This window comes from Methylobacterium sp. P3_A11 (genome assembly GCF_056403155.1).
In genome coordinates this window covers 1-13,214 of the sequence record NZ_JBFUGA010000137.1, presented here as the reverse complement: position 1 = coordinate 13,214, position 13,214 = coordinate 1, and the positions used below count along the sequence as shown (strand labels likewise).

At 70.9% G+C, this 13,214-nt stretch carries 15 protein-coding genes; 10 read left to right on the top strand and 5 right to left on the bottom strand.

The window, feature by feature from the left end; all coding sequences use genetic code 11:
* On the top strand, window positions 1–1,155 hold a 1,155-nt coding region (locus tag AC1DXK_RS27675; RefSeq protein WP_477299503.1), incomplete at its 5' end, for an RluA family pseudouridine synthase.
* On the opposite strand, the gene AC1DXK_RS27670 is transcribed toward AC1DXK_RS27675, so the two are convergent.
* On the bottom strand, window positions 1,122–1,835 hold the full coding sequence (locus AC1DXK_RS27670) for an alpha/beta fold hydrolase (RefSeq protein WP_457106116.1): 714 nt from the start codon (window positions 1,833–1,835) through the stop codon (window positions 1,122–1,124). The two genes, AC1DXK_RS27675 and AC1DXK_RS27670, sit on opposite strands and share 34 nt — an antisense overlap.
* Window positions 1,836–2,035: 200 nt before the next feature.
* Between AC1DXK_RS27670 and AC1DXK_RS27665 the strand changes: the two genes are divergently transcribed.
* The 4 genes from AC1DXK_RS27665 (at window position 2,036) to AC1DXK_RS27650 (ending at window position 4,435) form a co-directional block, all read left to right on the top strand.
* Window positions 2,036–2,419: a hypothetical protein gene (locus AC1DXK_RS27665; protein WP_477299502.1), complete on the top strand. Its 384-nt coding sequence runs from the start codon at window positions 2,036–2,038 to the stop codon at window positions 2,417–2,419.
* A gap of 61 nt (window positions 2,420–2,480) precedes the next feature.
* Complete coding sequence (locus AC1DXK_RS27660) at window positions 2,481–3,146, top strand: HAD-IA family hydrolase (protein ID WP_457106114.1); 666 nt, start codon at window positions 2,481–2,483, stop codon at window positions 3,144–3,146.
* Window positions 3,147–3,192: 46 nt separating this feature from the next.
* On the top strand, window positions 3,193–3,984 hold the full coding sequence (locus tag AC1DXK_RS27655; RefSeq protein WP_457106113.1) for an ATP12 family chaperone protein: 792 nt from the start codon (window positions 3,193–3,195) through the stop codon (window positions 3,982–3,984).
* Between the two features lie 130 nt (window positions 3,985–4,114).
* Window positions 4,115–4,435, top strand: a complete 321-nt coding sequence (locus AC1DXK_RS27650) for a hypothetical protein (protein ID WP_457106112.1) — start codon at window positions 4,115–4,117, stop codon at window positions 4,433–4,435.
* Between the two features lie 21 nt (window positions 4,436–4,456).
* On the opposite strand, the gene AC1DXK_RS27645 is transcribed toward AC1DXK_RS27650, so the two are convergent.
* Both AC1DXK_RS27645 and AC1DXK_RS27640 read right to left on the bottom strand, forming a co-directional pair.
* A complete protein-coding gene (locus AC1DXK_RS27645; protein ID WP_457106111.1) occupies window positions 4,457–4,948 on the bottom strand; it encodes a glutathione peroxidase in 492 nt (163 codons plus the stop codon).
* Window positions 4,949–5,102: 154 nt separating this feature from the next.
* Window positions 5,103–5,636 (bottom strand): hypothetical protein, encoded by a 534-nt coding sequence (locus tag AC1DXK_RS27640; RefSeq protein ID WP_457106110.1) that lies wholly within the window; start codon window positions 5,634–5,636, stop codon window positions 5,103–5,105.
* A gap of 135 nt (window positions 5,637–5,771) precedes the next feature.
* Between AC1DXK_RS27640 and AC1DXK_RS27635 the strand changes: the two genes are divergently transcribed.
* Window positions 5,772–7,160 carry an aminotransferase gene (locus tag AC1DXK_RS27635; RefSeq protein WP_457106109.1) on the top strand — a complete coding sequence of 463 codons (1,389 nt, stop codon included), beginning with the start codon at window positions 5,772–5,774 and terminating at the stop codon, window positions 7,158–7,160.
* A 24-nt stretch (window positions 7,161–7,184) separates the two neighbouring features.
* Here the strand turns inward: AC1DXK_RS27635 and AC1DXK_RS27630 are convergent, their stop codons facing one another.
* Together AC1DXK_RS27630 and AC1DXK_RS27625 are read right to left on the bottom strand one after the other, a co-directional pair.
* Window positions 7,185–8,507 carry an HlyC/CorC family transporter gene (locus tag AC1DXK_RS27630; RefSeq protein WP_457106108.1) on the bottom strand — a complete coding sequence of 441 codons (1,323 nt, stop codon included), beginning with the start codon at window positions 8,505–8,507 and terminating at the stop codon, window positions 7,185–7,187.
* Between the two features lie 60 nt (window positions 8,508–8,567).
* A complete protein-coding gene (locus AC1DXK_RS27625; protein WP_457106107.1) occupies window positions 8,568–10,127 on the bottom strand; it encodes a hypothetical protein in 1,560 nt (519 codons plus the stop codon).
* Between the two features lie 216 nt (window positions 10,128–10,343).
* On the opposite strand from AC1DXK_RS27625, the gene AC1DXK_RS27620 reads away from it, so the two are divergent.
* The 4 genes from AC1DXK_RS27620 to AC1DXK_RS27605 form a co-directional block, all read left to right on the top strand.
* Complete coding sequence (locus tag AC1DXK_RS27620; protein ID WP_457106106.1) at window positions 10,344–10,742, top strand: DUF3775 domain-containing protein; 399 nt, start codon at window positions 10,344–10,346, stop codon at window positions 10,740–10,742.
* Window positions 10,743–10,764: 22 nt separating this feature from the next.
* Window positions 10,765–12,048, top strand: coding sequence for an App1 family protein (locus AC1DXK_RS27615; RefSeq protein ID WP_477299501.1), 1,284 nt, complete (start codon window positions 10,765–10,767; stop codon window positions 12,046–12,048).
* A 618-nt stretch (window positions 12,049–12,666) separates the two neighbouring features.
* Window positions 12,667–12,924 (top strand): hypothetical protein, encoded by a 258-nt coding sequence (locus AC1DXK_RS27610; protein WP_457106104.1) that lies wholly within the window; start codon window positions 12,667–12,669, stop codon window positions 12,922–12,924.
* Between the two features lie 109 nt (window positions 12,925–13,033).
* Window positions 13,034–13,214: transposase (locus tag AC1DXK_RS27605; protein ID WP_477299089.1), on the top strand; the 181-nt coding region annotated here is incomplete at its 3' end.

Here is a 13,214-nt window from a genome sequence, read left to right as displayed (position 1 = left end):
CCCCGCGACGCCGTCCGGTCGCGCGGCCCCGGGCCGGCGAAGTCCGACGAAAGGCCCAGGGCGAAGCGGTCCGACGCCCCCGCCCCCGCCCCCGCCGCTCTCCCATCCCCCGGTCCGACCCGACGCGAGCAGCGCGCCGCCGCCTCCGCGACCCTCGCGTCCGGGGTGCAGACCCTGGTGGTCGAGCCCGACGAGGCCGGTATGCGGATCGACCGTTTCCTCACCGCCCGTTTCCCGCTGCTCCCGTTCACCCGCGTGCAGAGCATCGTGCGCAAGGGCGAATTGCGGGTCGACGGCAAGCGCGCCAAGCCGAACGACCGGCTGGAGCCCGGCATGAGCGTGCGGGTACCGCCCCTGCGCCTCGATCAGCCCTCCGAGCGGCCGCGCAACGCCGCCCGCGAGCAGGACGACGCCGAATTCATTCGCTCGCTGATCCTCTACGAGGACGCGGACATGATGATCCTCAACAAGCCCTTCGGACTCGCGGTCCAGGGCGGGTCGGGGACGGTCCGGCACGTGGACGGCCTGCTCGCCGCGCTCACCGGCCCGGACGGCCAGAAGCCGCGCCTCGTCCATCGGCTGGACAAGGACACGGCGGGCTGCCTGATCATCGCCAAGACGCGGCTCGCCGCCGCGACGCTGGCCAAGAGTTTCCGGTCCCGGGCGGCGCGCAAGATCTATTGGGCGCTCACCGCTGGCGTGCCCCGGGTCCGGCAGGGCCGCGTCTCGACCTACCTCGCCAAGGAGGAGGCGACCGACGCCGACGCGCGGATGCGCGTGGCCAAGCACGGCGACGAGGGCGCGAGCCACGCCCTGACCTATTACGCGATGGTCGATCAGGCTGCCCAGAAGCTGTCCTGGTTGTCGTTCAAGCCGGTCACCGGCCGCACGCACCAGCTGCGCGCCCACGCGGCCCATATCGGCCACCCGATCGTCGGGGACCCGAAATACTTCTCCGTGGAGAACTGGGAGCTGCCGGGGGGCATCCAGAACCGTCTGCACCTGCTGGCCCGCCGGATCGTCATTCCGCATCCGCGCACCGGCAAGCCCGTGGACGTGAGCGCGCCGCTGCCGCCCCACATGGCCCAGAGCTGGAACCTCCTGGGCTTCGATGCCAGCCGCTACGACCCGATCGTCGAGGCTCCGGAAGCCTGAGCCTGCAACCAGGGGACGATCGCGTCCGCCAGGGTCTCGGGGACTTCCAGGGGCAGCATGTGGCCCGACCCGTCGATCACCGTGAGAGTCGCGCGGGGTATGCCGTCCCGCAACTCCTGCGCCTCGTCGAGGCTGCGCAGGACGTCCTGGGCCGCCGCTACGACCAGGGTCGGGCATCTGATCGCGCCGAGCCGGTCGCGATCGGATGCGCGGGCCTGGCCGGCCTGACGCAGGAAGGCCGGACCGCCCAACCTGTCGCCCATCTGCCGGATCCGCGTGATCAGAGCGGCATCCCCGGCCCGCCCCGGATGCACGGACTGGAGGATTGCGGCTTGGCTGAGACCCCTGAAGCCATGCTGGCGGATCTGGGCGACCGCGGCGGCCTTCCGGCGCGCCTGGGCTTGCGTGTCGGCCCGCGACGAGGTGGCGATCAGCACCAGCGCCTGCACCCGATCGGGTACGCTGCGCGCGACCTCGCGGGCCACGTACCCGCCCATGGAGAATCCGACGAGGCCGAACCGGGCGGGCGCCGCCGCGGCCACCCGGCGCGCCATATCGGGGATGGCGTCGTCGCGGCTGAGGTCGCCATGCTGGACCGGCCCGACCTCCGCGAGCCGGTCGGCCATGTCCGTCCAGAGGTCGGCATCGGTCATGAAGCCGGGCAGCAGCACGAGGTTCATCGGCAGATCGCCCCTCCCGTCACATGACCACCGTCCCGCGCGGGCTTGACGGTTTGGTGGCAGCCCGCAGGAATCCGGCCGTCCAAACGGGAGTCCCGCGCAGGGCATGCCTTGGCAATCGGCTGCGCCGCCTCATATGCTGCCCGGCGCCCCGCTGATCCGCCGCGGGGCCTGTTCCCTGCGGTTCGAGACCCTGACGCATGAAGCTCGCGATGCTGGCCTGCCTCGCCGCCCTGTGCCTCGCCGGAACCACCGCGCATGCCGCATCGGGCGAGGCAGCCAAGCCGGCCCCGGCGGCGAACGGCACCCACCCGGTCGAGACGTCCCCCCAGCATCCGGCCGCCACCCCGGGCGCCGCCGCGACCCCCGCGCAGGCGGCACCGCGCCCGTCGACCAATGCCCRTGCGGAGCGCCGTCGCCGCTCCTATGCGGCCTGCAATCGGGCCTCGCACCAGCGCGGATTGCGCGGCGGCAAGCGCCGGCGGTTCCTGATCCGCTGCCGGCTCGGCTATGAGCGGACGCGCCTCCCGGTCGGGCAGCCCGCCGCGGTCGGGCAGCCGGCTCAGCCGGGCCGGAAGCCGTGACGGGGTCCGGGACCCGCATGCCGGCACCGCTGTTCGAAACGGCATCGGCGCGTCGTCGGCGATGAGGCTCATCGTCTTCGATGTCGACGGCACCCTCGTCGACAGTCAGCACCTGATCGTGGCGGCCCAGGAGGTGGCCTTCACGGAGAACGGCCTTCCGGCGCCGGGTCGGCGTGAGGCGCTGTCCGTGGTCGGCCTGTCGCTGCCGCAGGCCTTCCGCCGCCTCGTCGGTGAGGACGGCCCAGTCGCGGAACTCTCGGAAAGCTACAAGCAGGCTTACAACCGCCTGCGGCTGGATCCCGCGCACGAGGAGCCCTTGTTCCCCGGGATGGCCGAGCTTCTGGCCCGGCTGCATGCCCGGGGCGACGTGCTGATAGGCCTTGCCACCGGCAAGTCGCGGCGCGGGGTCGATCGGCTCATCGCCCATTATGGTTGGGGTGACTGGTTCGTCACCACCCAGAGCGCCGACGACGCACCGTCCAAGCCGGACCCGACCATGCTGCAGCAGGCGATCAGCGAGGCCGGCTGCGAGCCCGGGGCGACCGTGATGGTCGGCGACACCACCTTCGACATCGCCATGGGGGTTGCGGCGGGGGCCACCGCCATCGGGGTCGCCTGGGGCTATCACCCCCCGGATGCACTCTACGGGGCCGGGGCACTGACGGTGGTGCCGAGCGCCGCAGCGCTGGAGGTGCAACTTCTCGACGGACTTGCGACGATCGCCTGATCGCGAAAGGCTCGCGCGTCGGGCTGGAAACGCCTATCTCGCGGTCATGAGCGATCAGACGACAGAATGGCTCGGCGAACCGGGCGACGGCGAGCGGCCAGACCCGATCCGGGCGGCCCGTGGCCATTCGAAGCCGGCGCTGCCCCGGCGGTTCTACACGGAGTCCGGCTTCGCCGAGGACGGCGAAGGATACCGGCTGACCCTGGACGGACGTCCGGCCAACACGCCGGCCCGCAACCCGCTGCGACTTCCGAGCCGCGCCCTGGCCGAGAAGGTCGCGGCGGAATGGGCGGCTCAGGACAAAGTGATCGACCCGGCGCGGATGCCCCTGACGCGGCTCGCCAACACGGCGATCGACGGGGTCGCGCCCCGCCTCGCCGCGGTCGCGGACGATCTGTGCGCCTATGCGGGGACGGATCTCGTGGCCTACCGCGCTGGCGACCCGGAGCGGCTCGTGGCGGCGCAGGCGGCGGCCTGGGACCCGATCCTCGCTTGGGCGCGGGACGCGTTCGGCGCGCGGGTGATCCTCAGCGAGGGCGTCATGCATGTCGAGCAGCCCGCCGACACGGTGCGAGCCCTCTCGGAGGCGGTGGCCGCGGTGACGGACCCGTTCCGGCTGACCGGCCTGCACACGCTGACGACGCTGACCGGCTCCCTGCTGATAGCGCTGGCGGTGCACAGGGGGCGCCTCACGCCGGCGGAGGCCTGGGCCGCAGCCCATGTCGATGAAACCTATCAAGCCGATGTCTGGGGGCGCGACGCCGAGGCCGAAGCGCGCCTCGAAACGCGCCGGACGGAGTTCGAGGCGGCCGCGGCGATCGTGGGTGCCGACCGGTGACCGGATCCGGGGCCGGCCGCGCAGATGCAATTGCGCAACAATCCGGGACTCACGGCGCGCGGCCTGCGTCAGCGGCTGACAAAGCGCGAACACTGTTTTAGGGTCTGCGCACATTGAGTTTGAGTCGATCATGCGCGCCGATCAGCCTGTCCGATGCAGATTTGAAGGCGAGCTGGCTACGCTGATCGCGTCAAAGCAATCTTCCCGAGATCTGGACGCGCGCTGCGCCCTGTTCGACGCGCTTTCGGACCTTGAGATCCGGGCTCGGAGCGCCGGTGCTGCCGGCTTGACCTTGCGCAAGATCGCTGAGATCCGCTTCCTGACGGGTATTCTGCGCGAGGCCGTGCGCCCCTTCCCGGTCGCGCCCCTCCGGACGATCCTGCGGGCGCGCGAACGTGCCGACGGCCGCGGTATCCCCGTCCCGGAGACCGCCGAACTCGGCGTTGTCTGACGTTGAGGTGCCGCGCGCGGCTCAGGCCGGTTCGGCCAGGGCGGCCTGAACCTTCGCCTCCAGGGCCGCGGGCTTGGTCCCGGGTGCGAAGCGGGCGATGACCCGGCCGTCGCGACCCACCAGGAACTTGGTGAAGTTCCATTTGACCGCGCGCGTGCCGAACAGCCCGGCTCGGGCTCGGGTGAGATGGTCGTAGAGCGGCTCGGTGGCCGGCCCGTTCACCGCGATCTTGCCGAGTACCGGGAAGCTCACGTCGTAGCGCAGCGAACAAAAGCTCGCGATCTCCGCGGCGTCGCCCGGCTCCTGGGCACCGAACTGGTTGCAGGGAAAGCCCAGGACCGTCAGGCCTGCAGCCCTGTGACGGCGCCAGAGCGCCTCCAATCCCTCGTATTGCGGGGTGAAGCCGCAGCGGGAGGCGGTGTTGACGATCAGAAGCACCTGCCCGCGATGCCGCGCCAGCGGGTAAGGGGTTCCGTCTGCCGCGGAAACGCTGAAATCGTGAACCGTCGTCATGCCCGATCAGTTGGGCAAAGCGGCTGGCTTCGCAAGGCTTGCGCGTCGCGTCATCGCGACCGCCACGCGGATCGGGGGGAAGCGCGCCTCGGACGTCCGTCTTCGCAGGGTCGGGACCGGCGGCGCCGTCGGGTGCCGACCCTGTCGGGATGCCTCAGGCCGGGACCTTCCGGACGTCGAAGCTCGGACCCTGCGGCGTCATCCGGTCGGTGGTGACGATGCGCTCGTCGGCGCCCACAACCCCAAGGCTGACATCGCGGTCGGGCAGGATGACGGTGGTGCTCTTGTTGAGGTGGACGAGCACGTGCCGCCGCAGCGGCACCGAGGCCACGGCCCAGCGCTTGAGCTGCCCGTAATAGGGCTCGCGCCGCCACGCATTCGCCTGCCCGGGATCGACCTGCACGTTCATGTTGCGCGTGAGCGGATCGAGGCTCAGGACCATCTTGGCGCGGTCCGGTTTCCATTCCGGCCCGAGCCAGGCTTCCGTCATCCAGAGGCAGTGGAACGCCCGGCAGTGATCGGGCCGCGTGGCGTGGATGGCGCAGCCCTGCCCGGCCCTGGTGTGGCGGCACCACTGGCCCGCGACGCTCTCGACTGCGGGCACGTCGTAGACCTTGCAGCAGAGCGTGCACGCGCCGCAGGCGCGGCCAGGGGCGGGTTGGGCGACGAAGGCTTCCGGGTTGAGCATATGCGTGCGGGGCGAGGGACGATCGCGGGTGGCATGCGTCCGGCAACGGCCGGCCGAAGAACCTTCGGGCTACCTGACGGGGCATCGGGTCGGTAGTGTGGCGGCGGTCACCCTCGCACGAGGACCTTGCGAACCATGCTCTCGAACCTCGCGACCCGCGACGTCGAAACCCTTCTCCATCCCTACACCAACCTGTCGGCGCACCGGCACACCGGCCCGCTGGTTCTGGAGCGCGGTGAGGGCGTGCACGTCTACGACACCGAGGGGCGGCCCTACATCGAGGGCATGTCCGGCCTCTGGTGCACGGCGTTGGGTTACTCGAACGCCGAGCTGGTGGAAGCGGCCCGGGCGCAGATGGCGCGCCTGCCCTTCACCCACCTGTTCTCCGGCCGCAGCCACGATCCGGGGATCGAGCTCGCCGAGACCCTCAAGGAGCTGATGCCGGTTCCGACCTCGAAGATCTTCTTTACGTCTTCGGGTTCTGAGGCCAACGACACGCAGGTCAAGCTCACATGGTATTACAACAACGCCCTGGGACGGCCGAATAAGAAAAAGATCATCGCCCGTCAGAAGGGCTATCACGGCGTGACGGTGGCCAGTGCCTCGATGACAGGGCTCGCCGCGAATCACGCCGACTGGGACCTGCCGCTGCCGGGCTTCCTGCACGTCGCGTGCGCGCATCATTACCGGGGCGCGGAGCCCGGCGAGAGCGAGGAGGCCTATTCGGCCCGGCTCGCCGCCGAGCTGGAGGAGACGATCCTGCGGGAAGGCCCGGAGACCGTCGCGGCGTTCATCGCCGAGCCGGTGATGGGCGCGGGCGGCGCGATCGTGCCGCCGCGGGGCTACTTCGCGGCGATCCAGGCGGTGCTGGCGAAGTACGACGTCCGCCTCATCGCCGACGAGGTCATCTGCGGCTTCGGTCGGCTCGGCACGTGGTTCGGCAGCGAGGCGCTCGGCATCCGGCCGGACTCGATCTCCTTCGCCAAGGCCCTGACCTCGGCCTACATGCCCCTCGGCGGCGTGAGCATCGACGCGCCGCTCTACGAGGCGCTCGTAGGCCAGAGCGAGAAGATCGGCACCTTCGGGCACGGCACCACGTATTCCGGCCATCCGGTCGCCGCCGCGGTGGCGCTGAAGGCGATCGAGATCTACCGGCGCGACCGGGTGATCGAGGGAGTGGCCGAGAAGGCGCCGCACTTCCAGCGCCGGCTCTCGGCCCTCGCCGAGCACGCCATCGTCGGCGAGGCCAACGGCCTCGGGCTGATCGGCGGGCTAGAGATCGTCGCCGACAAGGCCAGCAAGCGGCAATACGACCCGAAGAAGGGCGTGGCCGCCCGCTGCGTGGCCTTCGCGCAGGCCGAGGGCCTGATCGTGCGGGCGCTCGTCGGCGACCGCGTCGCCGTCTGCCCGCCGCTGATCATCGCGCCGGACGAGATCGACGCCCTGTTCGACCGGCTCGGCCGAGCCCTCGACCGGACGCGCGACTGGATCCGCGCCGAGGGCCTGGAGGCGATGCCGGGCTGACGAGACCACGCCGGCGCGGCGCGGTCAGACCGTGCCGCGCTGCGCCTCCGTCTGCGCCGTCGCCTGGATGCCGGTCGCGGTGAGCGGCGTGATCCGCAGCGTGGTGATCCGGTTCTTGGCCTTCCGCAGCACCTGGAAGCGGAAGCCGTGAAAGTTGAAGGCCGTCCCCTGGTCGGGGATCGTCCGGGCCTCGTGGATAACGAGGCCGGCGATCGTGGTCGCCTCCTCGTCGGGCAGGTTCCAGTCCATGGCGCGGTTCAGATCGCGGATCGGCACGCCGCCGTCGACGTTCACCGAACCGTCCCCCTGCGGCCGGACGCCGGAGACCGCGACGTCGTGCTCGTCGGCGATCTCGCCGACGATCTCCTCCAGGATGTCCTCCAGGGTCACGAGTCCCATCACCTCGCCGTACTCGTCGACCACCAGGGCGAAGTGGGTCTTCTTGGTCAGGAAGGCCTTGAGCTGGGCGCGCAGCGACGTGGTGCCCGGCACGAACCACGTCTCGAGGGCCAGCGCCTCGACCTTCAGGCCGGAGGCATCGCCGCCCGCGGCGTCGAGCGCCCGCAACAGGTCCTTGGCATGGAGCACGCCGACGATGTTCTCCGGCGTGCCGCGCCAGAGCGGCATGCGCGTGTACGGCGAGGACAGGACGGCGCGGACGATGTCCTCGGAGGGCTGATCCGCGTCGATCGCCCGCATCTTGGTGCGGTGGACCATGACGTCGGAGACCGACAGGTCCGACAGGTCGAGGAGGCCGCCCAGCATGTCGCGCTCGGCCTTGGCGACGCCCCCTTCCCGGTGCATCAGCGCCACCTGCCCGCGGAGTTCCTCGGCGGCGGTGAGAATCGACTGGTGCTCGCCGATGGTGATGCCGAACGGCTTCAGCATCAGCCGCACGAGGTGCTCGATGGCGATGGCGAGCGGGCCCATCAGCGCCACCGCGAAGGCCACCGGCCGGGCCGTGAGCAGGGCCGCCTTGTCGGGCTTGGAGATGGCGAGCGTCTTCGGCAGCACCTCGGCGAACACGATGACCAGCACCGACATGCCGACCGTGGCGTAGATCACGCCGCTCTTGCCGAACAGCGCGGTGAGCACACTGGTGGTGAAGGCCGAGGCGCCGATCGCCACGATGTTGTAGCCGATCAGCATCGCCCCGATGAAGCGCTCGCGGATCGCCAGGATGCGGTTGACGATCGCCGCCCTCGGGTCGCCCGCCTGTTCGAGAGCGTGCATCCGAGCACGGGAGGCGGCCGTGAAGGCGGTCTCCGCCCCCGCGAAGAAGGCCGAGAGCAGCAGCGAGATCAGGACGATGCTCGCGGCAAACCACAGGTCGATATGGGTTTCCATCGGGTCCGTCGGGCACGCCTCAAGCGGCTGGTCGGCCGCCGATATAGCGGTTCCTCCGATTTATTGCGCCCCGATCCGGCGCACTGTCCACGTCGCCCAATAGACGGGCCGCCCATAGAGGCTCGACGTGTCGCGGCCCGAGGCGGTCGGGGCGAGCCGGTCGAGCCAGGTGAGGAAGCCGGCCTTGCCGGGGTAGATCGCGGGCGTGTCGAGGTTGCCTTCCGCGTCGGTCATCCAGAAATGCGCGCTCCGGTCGAAGCGGCCGCTGCCATCGCCGCCGGATCGCAGCCCGAGATAGGCGGAGGAGCGACCCGCCTCGACGGGATCGGCGTAGAGTTGGAGGGCTCCGATCCCGTCGAGGCTCAGGTCGGCGGTGTATTGCAGGCAGATGTCGGCGACCGGTCCGCCGGGGGCATTGGCGGGCCGCTGGCATGTGTAGGAGACCGCCCAGCGCTGCATGCCCTTGGCCCGGGCGACCCGCACGAGGGTCCCGGGCGGCAGCGGCCCGGCGAGCTTCCGCGCCGTCGACCAAACCTTCGGTCCGGACAAATCCTGCGCCGTGCGCAGGAAGAGCCCGGTTCGGCGTTTCTCGGGGGCGAGCCCGCAATCCTCTGGCAGCACGTCCGTGTAGACGTAGTGATAGGTGTGGTCGACGATGCTGATCGAACCGGCGAGCCCGTGGGTCTCGAAGGCCGGGGCCGTGCAGGCCGAGGCGACTGGCTTCCCCGCTTCGTCCATCACCGCTGCGGGAGCGGGCGGGTCGCTGCGCCGCCCGGGTCCGGAGCCGGTCTCGAACGGTGTCCAGGCGAGCCCGTAGCCGTCGGCGGTGCGGGTGCGGATCTCGAACGTCTGGAAATCGAGGGTGCGTGCCTCGATCTGCACGCGGCGCCGGACATCGGCCGGCCCGTCCGTGGGCGCATCCGGTTCCGACCGTCGCCGCCGGCCGCGATCCTTCGTATCGGCCTCGGCGGCGCCGGTGACGCCCACGCGCTCCTGCCCGAGCAGGAAGACGTAGCTGTAGGCCTCTCCGGCCCAGTCGCGGCCGGAGATCGCGATCGGGTCGCGCGGTCCGATCCCCTCGGCGGCCGGCGTCGGCTCGGACCAGCCGCGGGTCCGCCCGCGCTGCTCGGGCAGGTCGACCCAGAACCGGTCGGCCGAGGGCGGCAGCGTCGTGGCCAGGGCCTCGAAGGTGCGGCCGGTGCGCAGGGCGCCCCCGTCGCGGCTGTCCGTGGCCCGGCGCTCCGGACAGGGCTCGTCCCGGCGGGATGCCACCGGGGTCTGCCCCTGGAACACCGCCTGGAGCGGCCCGGGCGACTCGGACCGGGCCAGACGCAGGATCTGCACGCCGCGCACGAACGCGCAGGGGGCCGGCGCGATCAGGACGCCCTCGGCCTCCGAGCCCTCGCGGCAGATCTCGAGTGCGCCCCCGCCGGTCACGAAGCAGCTCGGCGCGCTGCCCTCGTAGCCCCCGGGCTTGGCGACGGCGGTCCCCTGCCCCAGCAATGCGGCCCCGGCCAGGCCTCCGAGGCCCGCGAGAGCCGAAACGCGCAGCCTCAGCCCGGCCACGCGCCGGGACCTCAAGTTGCCCGCACGAAGATGAACGGTATCGGCGAGGGACATTCTGAACGTTTTTGAAAAAACCACGTCTATCGCCGGTATCGATCGGGTCGTCGGGAAAGTCTTGCAGCCTCTAACGCACGGCCGGTGAGCCGGGAAGTGGTGCGGACCGCGCAAGCCGCTATCGCTGGGGATCGGGCGAACCCGGTGCCCGCTCGTCCGTTGTCGCGGCTTGAGGGCTCCCCTTGCCCGACCCTGCCAGAGTCCGGAGATCACCACATGGACATCGCCGTCGAAACCGTCATCGACCTCGTCACGCGACTGCGCGCGATCGAGGTCAAGGAGGGCAATACCGATCCGGATTCGGGCTCGAACCCGATCGACGACGGCGCCACCGACGTCCTCACCTCGGGGACGGACGACGCCACCGAATCCGAGGTCCGCGGCATGATCGCCGGGCTCGACGACGATTCCCGCGCGGAGCTGCTGGCACTCCTGTACGTCGGGCGTGGGGACATGGAGCCTGAGGAATGGGGCGAGGCGGTTCGCTTCGCCCGCGAGCGCGAGGCCGTGGGCGAGGGTGCCGTGCGGGAATTGCTGGGCTCGCCCGACGCCGGGGATCTCCTGGAGGAAGGGCTGGACGCGATGGGACTCACCCCCGAGCTGCCCCCCGCGTGAGCGCCTGAGAGCGGCCGATCCCATGTCCTCGCGCGTACGCAGGGGTGCCACCAAGGCGCTGCGGGTCCTCACGCGGCCGGTCCGCCGCGCGCAGGGGCATGGCGGCAAGGGCCGCGGCGGGCTCGTGGTCGAGCCCTATCGCGGCTACGGCTCGCACGACGAGATCTTCCTGATCGGCCGGGTGTTTCGCCAGTCGCCCGGCATTCCCGACGAGGATCCCGAATCCCTGCGGGCGCAGTGGCGCGACCTGCGCCGCCGCATCGCCCGTCACAAGGTGGCCGGGGCGGCCGTGACCGCCCGGTTCGGAGGGGACGCCGCCCGGGTCGAAACCGACCGCGACGGCTATTTCCGCGTGCATCTGTACCCGCGCACGCCCCCGGCGGACGGGGGCGACTGGCACACGGTCGATCTCGTCCTCGACGCCGACCCGCCGATCCCCGCCGAGGGCGCGGTCTTCATCCCGCCCGACCGGTGCCGCTGCGTCGTCGTCAGCGACATCGACGACACGATCATGCGCACCGGCGTCGCCAACAAGCTGACGATGCTCTGGCGGCTGTTCGTGGAGGATGCCGAGAGCCGGGTCGCCTTCCCGGGCGTGGCTGCCCTGTACCGCGCCCTGCACGGCGGCCTCGGCGGCGCCGAGGGCAACCCGATGCTCTACGTCTCCCGTGCGCCCTGGGGCCTCTACGAGATGCTGTCGGAGTTCTTCCAGCGCCACGGCATCCCGGCGGGGCCGGTGCTGTTCCTGCGGGAATGGGGGCTCTCCTGGACGCACCCGCTGCCGCGAAGGGCGACGGATCACAAGCAGGCGCTGATCCGCCACATGCTCGCCCTCTACCGCGATCTGCCCTTCGTGCTGATCGGCGACAGCGGCCAGCACGACCCTGAGGTCTACGCGCAGATCGTCGAGGAGAATCCCGGGCGGGTGCTGGCGGTCTACATCCGGAACGTGTCCCGCAACGCCGCCCGGGTCGAGGAGGTCGTGCGCCTGGCGGGTGCCGTCGCCCGGGCCGGGTCGAGCCTCGTGCTCGCCGCCGACAGCGTTGCCATGGCCGAGCACGCCGCCGCGATCGGGCTGATCGCCCCCGAGGCCGTGGCCCGCGTCGCCGACGAGCACGCCGCTGCGGCGGAGGCCGGGCCGCGCCGGGAGACCGCCCGGATCACCCCGGATTCGGCGGGATCCGGGTCGGAGCAGCCGATCGCACCGGAGGCGATCGCCGAGGCGCTCGCGGGCGACGGTCCCGTGCCGGCGACCCTTGTGGTCGAGCCGGAGACGCCCGCCGCCCTGCCCCAACGCGGAGCCTGAAGGCGTGGGTCGCCGATCGGGCCGCCGTAAGAAACCGAAATTTTCCCGGCACGGCGGCGCCGGTACCCGAGACCGTCAGCCCGCTATTCCGCACAGCGGCGCCGTACCGCCATCCGGCATGGAACGCGAACCCGCCTGACACCGCGGCACGGAGAGTACGGGTCGACAAGCTGGCCGATGCCGGGGCGACCGGGCTCCCCGCCCTGCGCGGCGAACGCGGCGTCATCAGCGAGACCGCGGTAATCGGCGGTGTGAACGCCTTCGTGATCGAGCCCCGGCAGATGCCAGAGGCCAACCGCGACCGGCTGCTCCTTCGTATCCATGGGGGCGGCTACGTCTGGAATCCCGGGGAGTCCGGCAATCCGAAGCGATCCTGATCACCGCCGCGCGACCTGTTCACGCCGGACGCCTCCGGAACCGGGACGGTCATCGACGAAATGGCCCGTGATCTCGACCGCCATCTGGGCCGCCACGGGGACACGCCCAGGGCTCGCGCCCGTTCTCACGCAATGTTGCAATGCAGCAATTCGGTGGGCGCGCTTCACATCCGGACTTCGATCCCTAGGTTGGGGCGCTCGCATGCCGGTCCACGCTCTCCGAGCCCCATGGAGCCCATCCGTGCAAACCTACACCCTGGCCATCGCCGACGGCGTGCTCTTCGCCTGCCTGCCCGACGAAGCCGATATCTCGGCCGCGATCACCGACGCCGCGGCCACCAATTACGGATTCGGCCTCAGCCTCGACATCGTCCGCGGGGCAACGCTGACCAACGCCGCCGGTCCCCAGGACGAGGTCGTCTGGCAGGAAGGATCCGACAGCGAATTGCTCGACGCCCAGGGACGCCGCTATCGCTATGCGGTCCGGCGTCCCTGCTGATCGAAGGTCGGTAAAGGCCTGACACCGCACGACCCGCCGGTGCTAGGTGTGCAGTCCCGCGGTGTGGTGGCATCAATTTAGCTGTAACCGCCGCACACCGGGAGGCGTTATGGGACAGGTTCTTCACGGCTGCGCCACGACCACGCACGCGGTCAGAGCAACGCTACAGCGATCGAAAGCTCCGCTCAAAGATCTTGCCGCCCAGCATGGACTGAACCCCAAGACAGTCGCGAAGTGGCGTAAGCGAGCCTTCGTGCATGACGCGGCGATGGGACCGAAGACGCCGCGCT